The sequence below is a fragment of the Rhizomicrobium sp. genome (assembly GCA_037200985.1).
Taxonomy (GTDB): Bacteria; Pseudomonadota; Alphaproteobacteria; order Micropepsales; family Micropepsaceae; genus Rhizomicrobium.
The window spans coordinates 724,685-742,627 of the sequence record JBBCGJ010000001.1; the positions used below are offsets into that span (position 1 = coordinate 724,685).

Annotated in this window: 16 protein-coding genes; 6 read left to right on the plus strand and 10 right to left on the minus strand. The window is 65.9% G+C overall.

Annotated features, from left to right (window positions below):
- Positions 1-11: 11 nt before the first annotated feature.
- From WDN01_03200 to WDN01_03245, 10 genes are all read right to left on the minus strand, one after another.
- The gene (locus WDN01_03200) at positions 12-1,520 is read right to left on the minus strand and encodes a methyltransferase (protein ID MEJ0025013.1); all 1,509 of its coding nucleotides are present in this window, start codon (positions 1,518-1,520) and stop codon (positions 12-14) included.
- A 4-nt stretch (positions 1,521-1,524) separates the two neighbouring features.
- Positions 1,525-3,348, minus strand: coding sequence for a RiPP maturation radical SAM C-methyltransferase (locus tag WDN01_03205; protein ID MEJ0025014.1), 1,824 nt, complete (start codon positions 3,346-3,348; stop codon positions 1,525-1,527).
- A 178-nt stretch (positions 3,349-3,526) separates the two neighbouring features.
- Positions 3,527-4,492, minus strand: coding sequence for an SDR family NAD(P)-dependent oxidoreductase (locus WDN01_03210; GenBank protein MEJ0025015.1), 966 nt, complete (start codon positions 4,490-4,492; stop codon positions 3,527-3,529).
- Between the two features lie 76 nt (positions 4,493-4,568).
- Entirely contained in the window at positions 4,569-5,972 is a 1,404-nt protein-coding gene (locus WDN01_03215; GenBank protein ID MEJ0025016.1) for an aldehyde dehydrogenase family protein, read from the minus strand.
- A 115-nt stretch (positions 5,973-6,087) separates the two neighbouring features.
- On the minus strand, positions 6,088-7,818 hold the full coding sequence (locus WDN01_03220; protein ID MEJ0025017.1) for a cytochrome c biogenesis protein DipZ: 1,731 nt from the start codon (positions 7,816-7,818) through the stop codon (positions 6,088-6,090).
- Between the two features lie 117 nt (positions 7,819-7,935).
- Positions 7,936-9,564: an OFA family MFS transporter gene (locus WDN01_03225; protein ID MEJ0025018.1), complete on the minus strand. Its 1,629-nt coding sequence runs from the start codon at positions 9,562-9,564 to the stop codon at positions 7,936-7,938.
- A gap of 14 nt (positions 9,565-9,578) precedes the next feature.
- Positions 9,579-10,088: an HPP family protein gene (locus WDN01_03230; protein ID MEJ0025019.1), complete on the minus strand. Its 510-nt coding sequence runs from the start codon at positions 10,086-10,088 to the stop codon at positions 9,579-9,581.
- A 54-nt stretch (positions 10,089-10,142) separates the two neighbouring features.
- Positions 10,143-11,342: an NAD-dependent formate dehydrogenase gene (locus WDN01_03235; protein ID MEJ0025020.1), complete on the minus strand. Its 1,200-nt coding sequence runs from the start codon at positions 11,340-11,342 to the stop codon at positions 10,143-10,145.
- A 213-nt stretch (positions 11,343-11,555) separates the two neighbouring features.
- Positions 11,556-12,470: a LysR family transcriptional regulator gene (locus WDN01_03240; protein ID MEJ0025021.1), complete on the minus strand. Its 915-nt coding sequence runs from the start codon at positions 12,468-12,470 to the stop codon at positions 11,556-11,558.
- 23 nt (positions 12,471-12,493) lie between these two features.
- Positions 12,494-13,393, minus strand: a complete 900-nt coding sequence (locus tag WDN01_03245) for a LysR family transcriptional regulator (GenBank protein ID MEJ0025022.1) — start codon at positions 13,391-13,393, stop codon at positions 12,494-12,496.
- A gap of 100 nt (positions 13,394-13,493) precedes the next feature.
- Here WDN01_03245 and WDN01_03250 point away from each other — a divergent pair, with 100 nt between their 5' ends.
- The 6 genes from WDN01_03250 to msrA all read left to right on the plus strand — a co-directional run bounded on the left by WDN01_03250 (position 13,494) and on the right by msrA (position 17,884).
- Positions 13,494-14,555 carry an NAD(P)-dependent alcohol dehydrogenase gene (locus tag WDN01_03250; GenBank protein MEJ0025023.1) on the plus strand — a complete coding sequence of 354 codons (1,062 nt, stop codon included), beginning with the start codon at positions 13,494-13,496 and terminating at the stop codon, positions 14,553-14,555.
- A 12-nt stretch (positions 14,556-14,567) separates the two neighbouring features.
- Positions 14,568-15,539 (plus strand): aldo/keto reductase, encoded by a 972-nt coding sequence (locus tag WDN01_03255; protein ID MEJ0025024.1) that lies wholly within the window; start codon positions 14,568-14,570, stop codon positions 15,537-15,539.
- A 92-nt stretch (positions 15,540-15,631) separates the two neighbouring features.
- Positions 15,632-16,006, plus strand: a complete 375-nt coding sequence (locus WDN01_03260; protein MEJ0025025.1) for a 6-carboxytetrahydropterin synthase — start codon at positions 15,632-15,634, stop codon at positions 16,004-16,006.
- A gap of 14 nt (positions 16,007-16,020) precedes the next feature.
- Positions 16,021-16,884 carry an aldo/keto reductase gene (locus WDN01_03265; GenBank protein ID MEJ0025026.1) on the plus strand — a complete coding sequence of 288 codons (864 nt, stop codon included), beginning with the start codon at positions 16,021-16,023 and terminating at the stop codon, positions 16,882-16,884.
- Positions 16,885-16,898: 14 nt separating this feature from the next.
- Positions 16,899-17,360 (plus strand): peptide-methionine (R)-S-oxide reductase MsrB, encoded by a 462-nt coding sequence (gene msrB, locus WDN01_03270; GenBank protein MEJ0025027.1) that lies wholly within the window; start codon positions 16,899-16,901, stop codon positions 17,358-17,360.
- Complete coding sequence (gene msrA, locus WDN01_03275) at positions 17,357-17,884, plus strand: peptide-methionine (S)-S-oxide reductase MsrA (protein MEJ0025028.1); 528 nt, start codon at positions 17,357-17,359, stop codon at positions 17,882-17,884. The genes msrB and msrA overlap by 4 nt, the downstream gene beginning before the upstream one ends.
- The last annotated feature ends 59 nt before the right edge of the window (positions 17,885-17,943 follow it).

Genomic DNA, 17,943 nt, shown 5'->3' on the forward strand with positions numbered 1-17,943 from the left:
GGCGACGGCCGTCACGAAAGCGGCTTGCGGCACCAGAATTCGTACATTTGCGAAAACAGGAACGGATCGTCCCGTTCCAGTCGGGCCCAGGCGGCGATGTCCCGGTAAAGCGCGCCGATCGGTGCGCCGGTGCGGTGCTGGGCCGCGCGTCGGCGCGGCGGCAGACCGTATCCCAGGAAGACCAGGCCCAGCGTCTCGATCGCACGCATGATGCGCGGCACGTCGAAGGCGATTTCATGCCGGTGCAGGAGCAAATCGAACACGCTGGCCAGCGTGTAGAAGTCGGGCGATCCCGCGACCAGGGCCGGTGCCTTCTCGACCAGGCGCCTCCGCACCGCGCGCAGGAGATCTGCGTCGACAGGCTGCGCCGCCAGATCGGCGATGAGGGTCTGTGCCGCCCGTATGCGCAGCCGCGCCACCGCGCTGTAGACCATCACATGCATGACGCCGCCGGGCTTGAGCACGCGCACGAGCGCTTCCCATCCCGCCTCGGGATCGGGCAGGTGATGGAGCACGCCGCTGCAGGTGATGGCGTCGAACCGGGTTTCCAGCGACGCGACGTCGTGAAGATCGAGCGCGAGAAACGTGATACTGCGCAATCCCGCCGCGGCGCAACGCTCTGCCCCATAGCGCAGGCTGGCCTCGCTTATGTCGATCGCCGTGATGTGGGCGTCCGGACATTGACGCGCCCAGATGGCTGCTTCGCGCCCGGTGCCGCAGCCGGCGACCAGGATTTCCGCGCGCAGGGGTGGCGTGCCGCGCGGGCCGCCGGGATCGAGCTTCTCGATCAGACGCGGCAGCGTCGTGGTCTTGGAGACCATGACGCGGGACCACGCCGGATAAGGAAAGGACTCGTATTGCCCCGCGACGGCGCGGGTCGTCGGGTCGGCTTGGGCCGGCCGCACGACATCGTAGGGCGGCGGCGGCCGATAGGCGCGCGCGACGTCCGTGTCGCCTTCCGTGCCGAGGCGTTCGTCTTCTTCGGCATCGAAAAGCCATGCCCCGCCGTTTCGCACGGTCTGCGCTGCCAGCGCCGCGACCGAACGCGGAAACGTAGGCCAGCGCCCCGACAACAGCAGCCAGCGGCGAAGCGCGGTCAGGGAAATCTCGACATCCAGATTCGCGACATGCGTCTCGCGAAGCAACCGCTGCGCCAGCAGGTTGGTCTCCAGCCACCGCCCGACATCGTCCGGCGCGGCCGACGCCTGCAAGAGCGGCGTCTCGCGCGAAAGGAGGACCCATCCCGCCGGGCCGATGAACCACGGATCGACATCCGCGTCGTCCAGCAGGGCATGCAAGGACGACGCCCTATCCGGCCCGATCAGATCCGGGCTGTCCAGAAGAAGGCGTGCGATGAGAGCCTTTGTCTGCCGATCGTCCGGCGCGGTGTCGAGGATGCTCCATGCCGCGGCGAGGGCTTCGCCGGCCCGCCCCGCGGCCTCATGGCCCAGGGCGGTGGAGCGCAGCGTCTCCCGCTCGTTTTCGAAAGAGGGGAGGGTCGCGCCGGTTCCGTCCGTCATGCCGTCAGGCCGCCGCGGCTTCTGCGACGGAGAGCGGCGCCTCGCGCCTTGCGGATGCATGGGACCGCGTCACGACCGTCAGCAGCAGCCCCTCATGCTCCACCACGAAATTCCGTTCGAGGAGAAACCGGACGTCGTCCGCCATCGCGGCGTCCACATCCGCGGCGGGCCGGGGCCGCTCGAAATATTTCAACACCTCGAACATCCTGTGGGACACGACGGTGAGGCCCGCGACGGCGATGCGCCGCGTATCCGCGACCGCAAGGTCGCGGCCGCCATTGTCCATGAGGCGCAGCATCGGCGGGCGCTCCGTTCGCGACCATTGATGCTTCCACACGCCGATCGCCAATTGCAGCTTGGCGATCGTGTCCTTGTTCTCCAGCAGCGGCGTCGAATAGCTGCCGGAGAAGTGATAGGCGATGTCGGCGAGCGGCGCGTCCGCGGGATAAAGCCCCGCATAGCCCCTGGCGGGGGAAATGCTCTCGATGCCGAACTGCTCCGGCGTGTTGTGATAGGGGCTGAAACGGTCGACGATGATCCTGTTCAGGCCGGACGGCGGCTGCAGATGCTCGATCTTCGGCATCAGCCGCAGCACCGATTCATAGTCTTCGAGGCTCTCGCCCGGCAGTCCGTACAGATAATTCCAGGCCACCCGTGTCCCCATCGACTTGCAGGACCGCAGCAGGGACAGGTTTTGCAGTCCCGACACGCCCTTGCGCATCAATTTCAGGACATTCGAGGACAGCGATTCGATGCCCGGCTGGATCGCGTCGATCCCGGCCTTGGCCATGATGAGGATCTGCTCGTCGCGCAGATTGGCCTTCACCTCGTAGAACAGCCTGGGGCGCTCGGGCCAGTTCGCGAGCGCCGGCAGCAGCGTCTTGAAATAGCCGAGCGGCATGATGTTGTCCGCCAGGAAGAACCGCTTGGCGTCCCAGCGCGCCGTCAGCGTCCGGATCTCGTTCAGCACGCGGCCGGCGGGCTTCTGGCGGAACTCCATGCCTTCGCCGTTGAGGCCGCAGAACGTGCAGTGGTGCTTCTGGCCCCACCAGCAGCCGCGCGAACTCTCCATCGTCAGGAACTCCGGAAGCTCCGGCGGCAGAAGTCCGTCGCGCTGGAACTGCCGCAGCGTCGAGAAATAGTCGGAAAAGTCGGGCGCGAAGACGCGGGTGAAGTCGTCGATCGGCTCGCATTTGACCAGCACGCCTTGCGGCCGGAGGCCGCCGCGGACCAGGCGCTCGCAGAATTCGGGGAATTCGAAATCGGCTTCGCCGATGAAGAAATGATCGATCCAGGGGAAGACGCCGGCAAGGCCGGTGCCCATGGGACCGGCGACGTTTGCGCCGCCCATGACGACGACGATGTGCGGCGCCGCCTGCTTGACGAGGCGCGCCAACCCCGCTGCCGCGAGATTTTGCTGGAAGGTCGAAGAGATGCCGAGAATGCGCGGATTGAGCGCGACGATGCGGTGCGCCAGTGCCTCCTGATAGGGGCCGATAGCGGGCGCCAGCTTGTCGTATAGCGGCCGAAGATCTTTCGGTAGCCCTGCCGGCTGCGTCAGCGGGCGCTCCGGCGTCCTGGGATAGGCATGCGGAAGAAAGAGATGTTCGCCCAGCTGGAGGCTCATCGGCGAGTCGCATACCGCCTTGTAATCCCGGTAGCCGATCTGCGACGCAAGCATCATGCTGCCGTACAGAAGCTCGGTTCTCAGGCCGCGTGCGCGGCATGCCGCGACGAGCACCGAGGGACCGAGCGCGGGAAAATTGATCGCATCGAAGGGCGGCACGACGAAGCAGACGTCCGGCCGGTCTTCGTCTTTCAGGGGCATCGACCCTCCAGGCCGGCGCGCGCCGGTGGACCGTACTACGCTTGTTGAACAATGATTATTGGAAAAAGATGGCGCAGTTCTTGGGATGATGCGCCAAAAGCCGCAAATACTCCAATCGTCGCCCGAAGGTGGTCGACGGCTTTCAAAGTTCCGTATCCGCGGCCCGTGCCGGTATTCCCTATTGCGGGAACGTCTCGCCGACCATCTCCTCGCTTTTCGCCCAGAGCGCCTTCGCGTGCTCGGGATCGAGCGCATAGGCCCTTACGCCGGCGCGCAATTCCGCGCCTTCCATGACCTCGGCGACATGGCAGTCCTCGCAGAACTTCCCGCCGACCAGGCCCGCCGGCGCGACGAAGCCGCTCCACACCGATGTGGCCGCGCCTTGCGGAATCGTCTTCCATTTGAACCCGGGTGCACCGGCGGGCGTGTTCTCATTGATGGATTTGATCAGGGCATCCCGGACTTCATCCGTCATATAGCGCCCGAGTTCGGTCTGGATGCCGCCGGGATGCACCGCCGCGGCGCGCACGCCCCGGGCCTTGTGCCGCCGGTCGAACTCCACCGCGAACAGGACATTGGCCGTCTTGGACCGGCCATAGGCGCCGAACTCGGTATAGGGCGTGTGCTCGAAATTCGGGTCTTCGAGATCGACATCGGCGAACCGGTGCCCCGACGACGACAGATTGACCAGGCGTCCCCCGTCCTTGATGAGCGACGCGATCCGGTTGACCAGCACGAAATGCCCCAGGTGATTGGTCCCGAACTGCGTCTCGAAACCGTCGGCCGTCTGGCCCTTGGGGCAGGCCATGACGCCGGCATTCGCGATGACGACGTCGAACGGTTTGCCGGCGGCCACCAGCGCGTCGGCGCATTTGCGCACGCTCGCGAGCGACGCCAGGTCGAGCTCGACGAGTTCCAGACCGCCGCCCTTGGCGGCCTGCGTGCGGACAGCCTCCGTCGCTTTGCGCGCCTTGTCCAGATTGCGCGCCGCGCCGACGACCTGGGCGCCATGCGCCGCCAGCGTGCGGGCGGTCTCCACGCCAAGGCCGGCGGACACGCCGGTCACCAATACGCGCATGCCCGTGAGGTCCACGCCGGAGAGCACCTCGTCGGTCGTGGATTCCGCTCCGAATTGCGCTGCCATGGTTGTTCCTCGTCTGCGATGCTCGAAAAGAAAAGCGGCCGCCCGGACGGCGGCCGCCCCGGGACAACGCCGGCGCTTATGCCGACGCGTTGATGACCTGCAATTGGGTGAACTCGGCCAGGCCTTCCTCGCCCATTTCGACTCCGAGTCCCGATTGCTTGGCGCCGCCGAACGGGATGTGGGGCGCCAGATCGATGTGCTTGTTAATCCACACCGTGCCGGCGTCCATCCGCTCGGCGAGCGCATGCGCGCGGTCCATGTTCGACGACCAGATGGAGCCGCCCAGGCCGTAGGGCGAGGCATTGGCCCGCGCCAGGGCGTCTTCCGGATCGGCGTATTTGATCACGGGCAGGACCGGGCCGAACTGCTCCTCGTCCACCAGCCGCGTTCCGTCGGTGATGTCGCGCACGATGGTGGGGCGGACGAAGAAGCCCTTCTCGGGCGTCGCGCCGCCGCCGGCGATCACGGTGCCGTGCTTGCGCGCGTCTTCCAGGATCTCCTTCACCTTTTCGAACTGCATGCGGTTTTGCAGCGGCCCGAGCTTGGTACCCTGTTCGAGGCCGTCGCCGATCACCGTGGCGTCGGCGATGGCCGCGAGCTCGTCGCACATCTCGTCGTAGATCGACTCATGAACATAGAGCCGCTTCATCGCGATGCAGACCTGGCCGCTGTTCTGGAATGCGCCGTCGAAGATTTTCTGCGCCGCGGTCTTGGGATCGACGTCGTCGAGCACGATGCCGGCGTCGTTGCCGCCCAGTTCCAGCGTGATGCGCTTGAGCGTCGAGGCGGCGCCCTCCATCACCTTCCGGCCGGTCGCGGTCGAGCCGGTGAAGGAGATCTTGCGCACGTCGGGATGCTTGGTCAGTTCGCCGCCCAGGTCGTTGGCGTCGGTGACGATGTTCAGCACGCCGGGCGGAACGACGTCTTTGAGCAGCTCGCCGAGCTTCAGCGCGGTCAAGGGCGTGGTTGGCGCCGGTTTCAGAACGATCGTATTGCCCGCCAGGAGCGCCGCCGGCATCTTCAGGCCGATCAGGATCAGGGGGAAATTCCACGGCACGATCGCGCCGATGACGCCGAGCGGCTTGCGCCGCAATTCGACCTTGCGGCCCGCGCTCTCCTCGATGACCTTGGTGGGCAGGTCGAGCGAGGTGAAATAGCGGCAGAACGCGGCCAGGCCATAGGCTTCGCCGATGGCATCGCCCAAGGGCTTGCCCTGTTCCTGGGTCAGGAGCCGGCCCAGCTCGGCGGCGTTCTTCTCCACGACGTCGGCGATGGCGTTCAGCACTTGCTTGCGCTCGTCGAGCGTCTTGCGGCTCCACGCCGGGAAGGCCGCCTTCGCCGCCGCGACGGCCTTGTCGAGCTGCGCCTTCGAGCCGCGCGGGCACTCGGAAAGGACCTCTTCGGTCGCCGGATTGATCACGTCCATCACGGCGTCGCCGTCTTCCAGCTTGCCGTCGATCAGTAGTTTGTAAGTGCCCATCCGCGTGTCCTCTTCCCGGTTTTTTTGCATTGCCTGACCGGAAATCCGTCCGGTCCGAACATGATATTTGCACGAATATCACGCTCCTGCGAAGCCAATTCGGCTGCCGCGCCGATCAGCCGAAGGTGAATGAAAACGCCTGAACGCCCGGGTCCAGAAACTCGATCGCGAAGGTCCGGTCGGCAATCGCGCCGTTCTGGCGAACCAGTTGATAGAGCCGCTGGCCGGTTATGGTCCCCAAACCCTTGTCGTCCGTGTCCGCGCCATGCGATGCGCCCGGCGGCGCGCCGTCCACCGTCACCCGGAACCGCACCGGTTTGCCGTCCGGTCCGGGACCCACCACCAGATGCAGGTCGCGGGCGTGGAAGCGGAAGACGATCTTTCCCGGCGCGCGGTCGAGCGAGGCGTGCTCGCCGGCGATGGTCCAGATCCCGACCAGGCCCCATTGGTTGAGCTGAAGCGTGCTCGGCACGGAATAGGATTGCGGCGCATCGAACAGCGGTGTGCCGGACGCGAAATTCTCCGCCCGCGCGTAGCCGAGATAGGTCTCCGGCGATTGCAGGTCGGCATTGTCGGCGGCGGCCAGCGCGCCGGCGGCCTGCGGGTTGACGATGCCCGTCGGCACGCCGCGGTAACCCGCGTCTTTCAGCAATTCCTGGATGACCCGCTCGGACTGGTCGTACTCGCCTTCGCCGAAATGGTGGAAGCGGATGCGGCCCTGCGCATCGATGAAATAGTGCGCCGGCCAGTACTGGTTGTTGAAGGCCTGCCAGATCTTCAGATCGTTATCGACGGCGACGGGATAGGTTATCCCGAGATCGCGGACCGCACGCCGGACATTGTCGAGATCCTTCTCGAACGCGAACTCCGGCGCGTGCACACCGATCACGACCAGGCCGTGATCCTTGTACCTGGCCGCCCAGGCCCGGATATAGGGCAGAGACCGCAGACAGTTGATGCAGGAATAGGTCCAGAAATCCACCAGCACGACCTTGCCGCGCAGCTGCGCGGGCGTGAGCGGCGGCGAGTTGAGCCATGTCGTCGCGCCGGCGAGCGACGGGAAGGTGCCTTCGCTCGGCCGGTTGCTTCCGGCGACAGCGTCGGTCTTTGCGGCGCGCGTCGGAAGCGTTCCCGCCACCAGCGTCTGTTCGAGCCCCGCCGTGCTGGCGAGCGACAGTCGCGTCAGAAGGCCAGTGTCGAGGCCAAGCGCGATGGCGACCACGCCGAGAAGCACCGCGACGCCAAGCCCGCGCCTTATCCACTCGCCGGCGCCCAGCGATTTCTTCATGAACGCGAAGACGCGGCCGCCGACCAACAGCGCGGCCGCGAGCGAGGTCGCGGCGCCCGCCGCGTAAGCGAAGAGCAGCAGCGTCGTGCTGGCGCTCGCGCCCTTGATGGCGGCGCCGGTCAGGATCAGGCCGAGAATAGGCCCGGCGCACGGCGCCCAGAGCAATCCGGTGGCGACGCCCAACAGAAGCGAGCCGCCGATATGGCCGTCCTTGTCGCCGGCGCCGCCGGTTCTCTGGCTGAGCCGGTCGCCGAGCGCCACGAGCGGGCGCGTCAGCCGTTCGGCCAGCGAATCCGACAGCAGCGTCAACCCGAAAAACGCCAGCAGGACCAGCGCCGCGATCCGGCCGTACTGGTTCGCATGAATGGCCCAACTGCCGCCCAGTGTCGCCAGCGTCGCGATGGCGGCGAAGGTCAGCGCCATGCCCAGCAGCAGCGGCAATCCCGAACGCAGGAAGGGCTGGTCGGCGCGCGCGAAAACGAACGGCAGGACCGGCAGGATGCACGGGCTGACGATGGTGAGCACGCCGCCCAGATAGGACAGCAGGAGCAAAATCACGGGTGGCCCTCCCTCTCGCACCGCGCCGTCGCAAGGTTGGGGCGGCCCGACAGCATTATGTCCGGCAGTATATCACGACAGGAGCGGCGTCGCTCCGGCCGCCGATTCCGCGTCGCGTCAGAACAGCGCCGCCGCCTTGGCGAGGGCGATATAGAGCCCGATCAGGAACGGAATTCCCACTGCCAGCCAGGCCAGGATGCCGAGCCCGCCGAAGGGGCCGCGCGCCGCCGTGACGGCGTCGGCCGTCACGCGGTCCTCGTGCTGCAGCGAGCGCTCATGCGCGAGCTGTTCGTCGGTCATGTAGTTCTTCTCGGCGACCGGCCGCACGAACAGATTGCAGAGCAGGCCGACGAGCAGAAGGCCCGCCATGATGTAGAGCGTCCCGTCATAGACCAGGGTCTTGGCGACGCCATGCGCAAGCTGCGTGTCGCGCAGCCCCGCGATCAGCGCCGGCCCCGCGACGCCCGCCACCGACCAGGCGGTGATCAGCCGGCCATGGATCGCGCCTACCATCTGGGTGCCGAAGATGTCGGCGAGATAGGCGGGCAGGGTGGCGAAGCCGCCGCCATACATCGTGATGATGATGCAGACCGAGGCGACGAACGCCGCCGCGAGGCCCATATGGCCCCAGGTCGGCAGGAGGCAGTAGAGAACGATGCCGAGCGTGAAGAACACGAAATAGGTGTTCTTGCGGCCGAGAAAATCCGACAGCGACGCCCAGAACAGCCGGCCGAGGCTGTTGAACAGGCTGATCAGCCCGACCAGTCCCGCCGCCGCCGCGACGATCGCGGCCTTCTGCGCATCGGTGAGCGCGGCGTGCGCGTCGAGGCCGAGCAGCTTGCCGCCGAACACGTCCTGCAGCATCGGGCTTGCCATCGAGATCACCGCGATGCCGGCCGTGACGTTCATGCACAACACGCCCCAGATCAGCCAGAATTGCGGCGTCTTCCACGCCACGTTCAGATGGACATGGCGGCCGGTGATCATGCCGCCTTTCGAGGCCGCGGGCTGGGTCCAGCCGGCGGGCTTCCAGCCGACCGGCGCGACGCGGAAGCCGAAGGCGCCGAGCGCCATGGCGGCGAAATAGACCGCGCCCAGCACCATCAGCGTGGTCGACACGCCGGACGTGCCGTCGCCCGCGAAGCGCGCCATCAGCCAGACGGCGAGCGGCGAGCCGATCATCGCGCCGCCGCCATAGCCCATGATGGCGAAGCCCGTCGCCATGCCGCGGCGGTCGGGAAACCATTTGATCAGGGTCGAGACCGGCGTGATGTAGCCCAGTCCCTGCCCGATGCCGCCGATGAAGCCGCAGCCGAGATAGACCAGCCAGAGCTGGTGGATCATCACGCCATAGCCGCCCAGGATCAGCCCGCCGCCCCAGCACAGCGCGGCGTAGAGCCCGGCCCGTCGCGGACCGGCGCGCTCCAGCCAGCCGCCCCAGATCGCCGCCGAGATGCCGAGCATGGCGATGAAGGTCTCGAAGATGTGCGTGACGTCGGCGACCGACCAGTTGCAGTTGCGCGCGGTCAGTTCGGCCAGGAAGCCGGATGAGCAGATGGCCGCGCCCGGCAGCATCTTGCTCATCGGCAGCCAGAACACGCTGAAGCCATAGGCCATGCCGATGCACAGATGGATGGCGAGCGCCGCGGGCGGCACCAGCCAGCGATTGAAGGCGGGACCGGCGATGGTGCGCTCGCGCGCGAGAAAGCTTGAGCCGCCCGTGCCGGAAAAGGTTGCGCTGGTCATGAGGTCTCCGGATTTTATGGGAGTGGATAGGGTCGATGCGAAAGGATGCGGTGATAGACGAAGGCGCCGGCGACGATCAGCACCGCGCCCGCGAGCACCGGCGACAGCAGGAAGGTCCATCCCGCCTTGGCCATGATCGCGACGATGGGATCGGCGCCGGCCGGTGGATGCAGCGTCCCGGTCAATTCCATGAGCGCGATGGAAAGCCCGACCGCGAGCCCCAAACTCCACGGCGCGGCGCCGAGCAGCGCGTAAACCGACAGGCCGACCGCGGCGGACACCAGATGCCCGCCGATCACATTGCGCGGCTGCGCCAGGGGGCTGTGCGGCAGCGCGAACACCAGCACGCAGCTCGCGCCGAACGGCGCGATGAGAAGCAGGCTGTGCAGGCTGGCGGTCGCCTGCGCGAGCAGGAAGATCACGACGAACCCGCCGAGGCCGGAGATCGCCGCGAAGCCGAGCTTGCGCGCGAGCGACGGCAGTGGTTCCGGCCCCAGCTTCGATGCGTCGTCCTGTGTGGACATTCGGAGATTCCAAAAAACGAAGGGCCGGCCCGCGCCGGCCCTTCGCCCGTGTTCTTAGCGTTTGAACTTGGCCGCTTCTTCGGAGCCCTTGGTGGCGTTGCCTTCGCTGTAGGAATGCGCGCCGGTGCCCGCGAGCTTGCCGCCCTGCACGATCAGATATTCGTCGCGGATCGGCCGCCCCTCGAAGAAGCATTCCAGGATTTCGCGCGTGCCCGCCGCATAGCGCGTCTGCGCCGACAGCGAGGTGCCCGAGATATGCGGCGTCATGCCGTGATGCGGCATGGTCCGCCAGGGATGGTCCTTCGGCGCGGGCTGCGGGAACCAGACGTCGCCCGCATAGCCGGCGAGCTGGCCGCTCTCCAGCGCGCGCACGATGGCGTCGCGGTCGCAGATCTTGCCGCGCGCCGTGTTCACCAGATAGGCGCCGCGCTTCATCTTCGACAGCAGCTTGTCGTTGAACAGGCCCTCAGTCTCGGGATGCAGCGGCGCGTTGATGGTGACGACGTCGCACACCTTCACCATGTCCTCGACATTGGGATGCCAGGTGAGGTTCAACTCCTTCTCGACCGCCTCGGGCAAGCGATGACGGTCGTAATAGTGCAGATGCATGTCGAAGGGCTTGAGCCGCTTCAGCACGGCGAGGCCGATGCGCCCGGCGGCCACGGTGCCGACATGCATGCCTTCGACGTCATAGGAGCGCGCCACGCAGTCGGCGATGTTCCAGCCGCCCTTCACCACCCACCGATAGGAGGGGATGTAGTTGCGCACCAGCCCCAGGATCATCATCACGACGTGCTCGGACACGCTGATCGAGTTGCAATAGGTGACTTCGACGACCGAGATGCCGCGCTCGCTCGCCGCCTTGAGGTCGACATGGTCGGACCCGATGCCGGCGGTGATCGCGAGCTTCAGGTTCTTGGCCTTGGCGATGCGCTCGGCGGTGAGATAGGCCGGCCAGAAGGGCTGCGAGATCACGATGTCGGCATCGACCAGCTCGCGCTCGAACACCGAGTCCGGGCCATCCTTGTCGGAGGTCACGACGAATTTGTGGCCGTGGGATTCGAGATATTTGCGCAAGCCCAGCTCGCCCGACACGCTGCCGAGCAGCGTGCCCGGCTTGAAGTCGATCGCTTCCGGCGTCGGCAGCGTCTGCCCGCCCGGATAGAAGTCTATCTTCGGCAGATCGTCCCGCGCATAGGATTTGGGATAGCCCGTGACCGGATCGTCATAGAGAACGCAAACAACTTTCGCCATTTGGATATTCCTCGTGCTTCGAATTTTGCGGAAGAGGAACGCCCATGGCGGTCGCATGGATTGTGGTCGAAATGTCGCGCACTGGATCGTTTCCTCGTTCGAAGGAAGCGTGCGCTTGGCGCGCCTTCGTCTCGCATCGAACGGCGCGATACTTGTCCCGCTTGCATCGCGGTATCCAATGAAAGCTTTGGAACGCCTGATAGGCGATTCCGATCAAGCCTCTCGCGGTTGCGAAAAGGTGAAACCGAGATCGCCTTCCAGCACCGACGCCAGCAGCGCGTTCGACATCGGCGATGGCGGCTCGCGATTGGAAAGCACGAGTCCGATGGATTGCGTGTGCACCGGCTCGACGAGATCGACCGCGACGAGATCGCGCATGCCGCCGAACATGTAGGAGAAGGTATGCGGCACGATGCTCGACCATTCGCCGTGCTGCAGATGCGAGTAGATGCCCAGAAAGGAATTGCTCACGATCGGTGGGGATATTGCCACGCCGATCGACGCGAGAAGATTGGTGATGATGCGCCGGTTCTGCATGTCCTCGCTGAGGAGACAGAGCTTTTCCCCGGCGGCCTCCGTCCAGGTGACGGTGCGGCGCGCCGCCAGCGGATGCTCGCGCCGCGTCACGAACACATAGTGTTCACGATAGAGCGGAATGCGGCGCACATTCTCCAGCGGCTCGTTCTCCAGATAGGTGATGCCGCCGTCGAGCTCGAACGCGTCCAGCCCGCGCTGGATGGCGCGCGAGTTCAGCGACTGGATTTCGACATCCGCCGCCGGATGGTCCTTGCAGAACCGCGCCGTCAGGAACGACACCGAAGGCATCGCCGCCGGAATGACGCCGAGCCTGAGCGTGCCGACCATCCCCTTGCGCAGCCGCGAAAGGTCTTCGCGCAGGCTGTTGTAGTCGGTCAGGATCTGCCGGCCCCAGGCGAGCACGCGCTCGCCTTCGGGCGTCAACCCGACGAAGTGATGATTGCGGATCACGAGGCGGGCCTCGAGATCCTCTTCCAGCTTGCGGATGGCGGCGGACAGCGTCGGCTGCGCCACATTGCTGGCCTCGGCGGCGCGCGCGAAGTGACGCTCCCGCGCCAGGGTCACGAAATAGGCAAGGTGGCGGACAAGCATGGCTGCCGCTTATAGCAGGGTTTTCATGCCGGGCGGGCGGCCTTGGCCATGTCGATGAAGGCGCGCAAGGCGGCCGACACGCGCCGCTGCCGCGGATAGTACAGCGTGAATCCCGGAAAACGCGGGCACCAATCTTCGAGCACACGGACGAGCCGGCCGTCGGCGAGGGCATTTTCCACGACGTCCTCGAACACGAAGGCGAGGCAATGGCCGCTCAACGCCACGCCGACCATCAGGTCCTGGTCGCCGAGCGCCACGCGCCCCTTCACTGCCATCTCGATCTTGGCGTTGCCCTTCTCGAATTCCCAGCGATAGAAGCGCCCGCTGGCGAAGCGATGGCGGATGCAGTCGTGTTCGAGCAGATCGTCGGGATGCGTCGGCGCGGGATGCCGCGCGAAATAGTTTGGCGCCCCGACCACGACCAGGCGCAGAGGCGCGCCGATATGCACGGCCACCATGTCCTCCGGCACCTGTTCCTCGAAACGGATGCCGGCATCGAAGCCGCGTCCCACGATGTCGACCAGGCCGTCGTCGTTCACGATCTCCAGATGCATGTCCGGATAGGCCGCGAGGAACTTCGGGATGAGGGGCGCCAGGAGAAGATGCGCCGCGACACGCGAGGCGTTGATCCGGAGCGTTCCGGTCGGCGTGTCGCGGAAGCCGTTCATCTCGTCCAGCGCATCGCCGACATCGCGTAGCGCCGGGGTGAGCCGCTCGAGCAGGCGCCGGCCGGCCTCGGTCAGCGCCACGCTGCGCGTGGTGCGGTTGAACAGGCTGACGCCCAGCCGCTCCTCCAGCCCGCGGATCGCGTGGCTGACGGCCGATGTCGACAGGCCGGTTTCGGCGCCCGCGCGTTGAAAGCTCGTGGTGCGCGCGACGGCGGCGAAAACCGTGAGATGGGCGAGGGTCGGCTGAACGCTCATTCTTGAGCGTTATTCAACAACTCGTGCAAAAACTCAACGTTGCTGCGGCGCACACCCGTCCCTATTTTCCGACCAGGCTAATCAAATCCGAGGCAATCCCATGATCCAGGTTCGCGGCTATGCGGCCCATGACCCCCATTCTCCGCTCGTTCCGTTCAGCTTCGAGCGGCGCGACCCGGGGTCGCACGATATCCAGATCGAGATCCTCTACGCCGGCATCTGCCACTCCGACCTGCACCAGGCCCGCGACGATTGGGGCGGGGCGCTCTATCCCATGGTGCCGGGACACGAGATCGTCGGCCGCGTCGTCGCGGTCGGGAAACATGTCGAAAAGCTGAAGGTCGGCGACTATGCCGGCGTGGGCTGCATGGTCGATTCCTGCCGTCACTGCTCCGCCTGCAACGACAATCTTGAACAATATTGCGAGAACGGCGGGCCGACCCCGACCTATAACGGCAAGGAGCGCGACAGCAACCGGCTGGTCTTCGGCGGCTATTCCGAGCAGATCGTGGTCGAGGAGCGCTTCGTGGTGAATATCCCGGCCCATATGGACCTGAAGGCCGTCGCGCCGCTGCTGTGCGCCGGCATCACCACCTATTCGCCGCTGCGCCATTGGAAGGTCGGTTCCGGCCAGAAGGTCGGCGTGATCGGGCTGGGCGGCCTCGGCCATATGGGCGTGAAGTTCGCGCATGCGCTGGGCGCCCATGTCGTGATGATCACGAGCTCGCCGGAGAAGGGCAGGGACGCCAGGCGCCTGGGCGCCGACGACGTGCTGGTCTCGCGCGACGCGGCCGCCATGGCGGCGCACAAGGCGAGCTTCGACTTCCTGCTCAACACCATTCCGGTCGGCCACGATCTCAATCCCTATATCGATCTGCTCAAGCGCGACCGCACCATGGCGCTGGTCGGCGTGCTGACCGAGCTGGAGCCGGCGCTCAAGGGCGTCGGCCTGATCGCGGGACGCAAGAGCGTCACGGGCTCCGCCATCGGCGGCATGAAGGAAACGCAGGAGATGATCGATTTCTGCGCCGAGCACGGCATCGTCAGCGATATCGAGATGATCCCGATTGAGGCCGTGAACACGGCCTATGAGCGCCTGCTGAAGAACGACGTGAAATACCGTTTCGTCATCGACATGGCATCGCTGCGCAACGCGGCCTAAAGGAGAACCGACATGCTGCCCAAACGCACACTGGGAAAACTCGAAGTTTCCGCCCTCGGCCTCGGCTGCATGGGCATGAGCCATGCCTATGGTACGCCGGACGACGCGGAATCCATCGCGACTATCCATCGCGCCATCGAGCTGGGCTGCACCTTCCTCGATACGGCTGAGGTCTACGGCCCGTTCACCAACGAGGAACTGCTCGGCCGCGCGCTGAAGGGCCGGCGCGACCGGGTGACGCTCGCCACCAAGTTCGGCTTCGTCATCGCCGATGGCACGATGCAGGGCACCGACAGCCGGCCGGCGCATATCCGCGCGGTGGTGGAGGCTTCGCTGAAGCGGCTCCGGACCGACCGCATCGATCTTCTCTATCAGCACCGCGTCGATCCCAATGTGCCGATCGAGGACGTCGCGGGCACGGTGAAGGCGCTGATCGCCGAGGGCAAAGTCCTTCACTTCGGTCTGTCCGAAGCCGGCGAGAAGACGATCCGCCGCGCCCATGCCGTGCAGCCGGTCGCGGCCCTGCAGAGCGAATATTCGATCTGGGAGCGCGGGATCGAGGATCGCATTATCCCGACCCTCGTGGAATTCGGCGTCGGTCTTGTGCCGTTCAGCCCGCTCGGGCGCGGCTTTCTCACCGGCGAGGCGAAGCGCGCCGAAGACTACGCGCCGAACGATTTCCGTGCCCAGAACGATCCGCGCCTCCAGGGCGGGAATTTCGCGGCCAATCTGCGCATCGCCGATCTGGTGCGCGAGATCGCCGCGGCGCATGAGGCGAAGCCGGCGCAGGTCGCGCTCGCCTGGCTGCTGCAGCGCGGACCGCATGTCGTGCCGATCCCGGGCACCAAGCGGCGCAAATATCTGGAGGAAAATCTCGGCGGCGCCTCGCTGGTTCTGGCGGCCGGCGACGTCGCGAAGCTCGACGGCGTCTCGGTATCCGGCCCGCGCTACACCGAGCGCGCCTTCGCCATGGTCGACCGCTGAGCGACGCGTGACAAATTTGCAAAGGATCGAGGCGATCCGGGCGCAGGATTGTGCTATCTGCCCACGATCGGTCTTGGAGAATCCTGCGCATCATGTGGGAATTGACGAAAGCCTTCGGTTTCGAGGCGGCGCATACGCTGCGCCGCGACATCGACCGCGAGGCCAGCCAGCGCATTCACGGGCACTCGTATAAGGCGGAGGTCACGGTCGCCGGAACGCCCGACCGCGCCTCCGGCATGGTGGTGGACATCGGCGTGCTCGAACGGCAACTGGGCGAGGTCCGCGCGCAACTGGATCATCAATTCCTCGACGACATCAAGGACATGGGCCCGGCGACGATGGAAAACATCGCGCGCTGGATCTGGGATCGGCTCGCAACTACCCTTCCGGGTCTTGTGCGGGTCACGGTTCTTCGCGAGAGTTGCGGCGAGCGTTGTGCCTATGAGGGGCGGGCCGCCGACGCATAAGTCAGGAGCCCATCATGGCCGACGCAGCTTTATCCGGCACTTTCAAGATCGGCGGCGATGTCGAGGTCCATCGGCTCGGTTTCGGCGCCATGCGCATCACCGGCGACGGCATCTGGGGTGAGCCCGCCGACCGCGCCGAATGCCTGCGCACGTTGAAGCGCTTGCCCGAACTCGGCGTGAACTTCATCGACACCGCCGACTCTTACGGACCCGATGTGTCGGAGAAGCTCATCCATGAGGCGCTGCACCCCTACAAAGGCATGCTGATCGCGACCAAAGCCGGTCTGGAACGCTCCGGCCCGAATGTGTGGACGCCGAACGGCCGGCCCGACTATCTCATCAAAGAAGCGCATAAGAGCCTCACGCAGCTCGGCGTAGAGCAGATCGGCCTGTGGCAGCTGCATCGCATCGATCCCAAGGTCCCTGCCGGCGAGCAGTTCGGCGCGATCAAGTCGCTGCTGAAGGACGGTCTGATCAAGCATGCGGGGCTGAGCGAAGTCTCGGTCGCCGACATCGAAGCCGCTTCGAAAGTGTTCCAGGTCGCCACGGTCCAGAACCGTTACAACCTGGTGGATCGCGGCAGCGAGGCCGTGCTCGACCATTGCGAGAAACGCGGCATCGGTTTCATTCCCTGGTTCCCGCTGGCGGCCGGAAGCCTCGCGAAACCCGGATCGGTGCTCGATGCGATCGCGCGGAAGCACAAGGCGGCGCCCAGCCAGGTCGCGCTGGCATGGGTGCTGAAGCGCAGTCCGGTGATGCTGCCCATCCCCGGCACGTCGAAAGTCCGTCATCTCGAAGAGAACGTGGCGGCGGTCGACATTCGTCTGAGCGACGACGAATTCGCCACGCTCGACCGGGCGGGGCGCAAAGCCGCCTGACGGAGGAGAACACGATGTCCGCCTACAAGAAAGACGAAGCCGCGATCGCCCGGCTGACGCCGGAGCAATACCGCGTCACCCAGCAGAGCGGCACCGAGCGGCCGTTCGAGAACGCATTCTGGGACGCCAAGGACCCTGGCCTCTATGTCGACATCGTGTCCGGCGAGCCCTTGTTCGCGTCGGCCGACAAATTCGACAGCGGCTGCGGCTGGCCCAGCTTCACCAAGCCGGTCGCGGGCGGCAAGATCGTCGAACGCACCGACACGACGCTGGGCATGCGGCGCACCGAAGTCCGCTCGGGCGGCGCCGACAGCCATCTCGGCCATGTCTTCGACGACGGGCCGGAGGAGGCGGGCGGTCTGCGCTACTGCATCAATTCCGCCGCGCTGCGCTTCGTACCCCTCGCCGACCTTGAGAAAGAGGGCTATGGCGACTATCTGAAGCTGTTCACAGCCGAAAACTGGAGGCAGAAATGAGCGAAGAACGGGCCATTCTCGCGGGCGGATGCTTTTGGGGCGTGCAGGACCTCCTGCGCAAATATCCCGGCGTGATCTCCACCCGCGTCGGCTACAGCGGCGGCGACACCCCGAACGCGACCTACCGCAATCACGGCGACCACGCCGAGGCGGTCGAGATCGCCTTCGATCCGGCGAAGATCGGCTATCGCAAGCTCCTGGAATTCTTCTTCCAGATCCACGATCCCACGACCGTGGACCGCCAGGGCAATGACCGCGGCCGCAGCTACCGCTCTGCGATCTTCTACACCAACGACGAGCAGAAGCGCGTCGCGCTGGACACCATCGCCGATGTCGAAGCCTCCGGCCTATGGCCGGGCAAGGTCGTGACCGAGGTCAAGCCGGCCGGCGCGTTCTGGGAGGCCGAGCCGGAGCACCAGGACTATCTGGTGAAATATCCCAGCGGCTACACCTGCCACTTCATCCGCAAGGACTGGGTCCTGCCGCACCGGAACGAAGCAAAGCTCAGCAGCGCGGCGGAGTGAACGTCCGGCGCGCGATTGGATCGCCCGCACGACGCGGGCGATCCAAGGCGTCTTGGAAC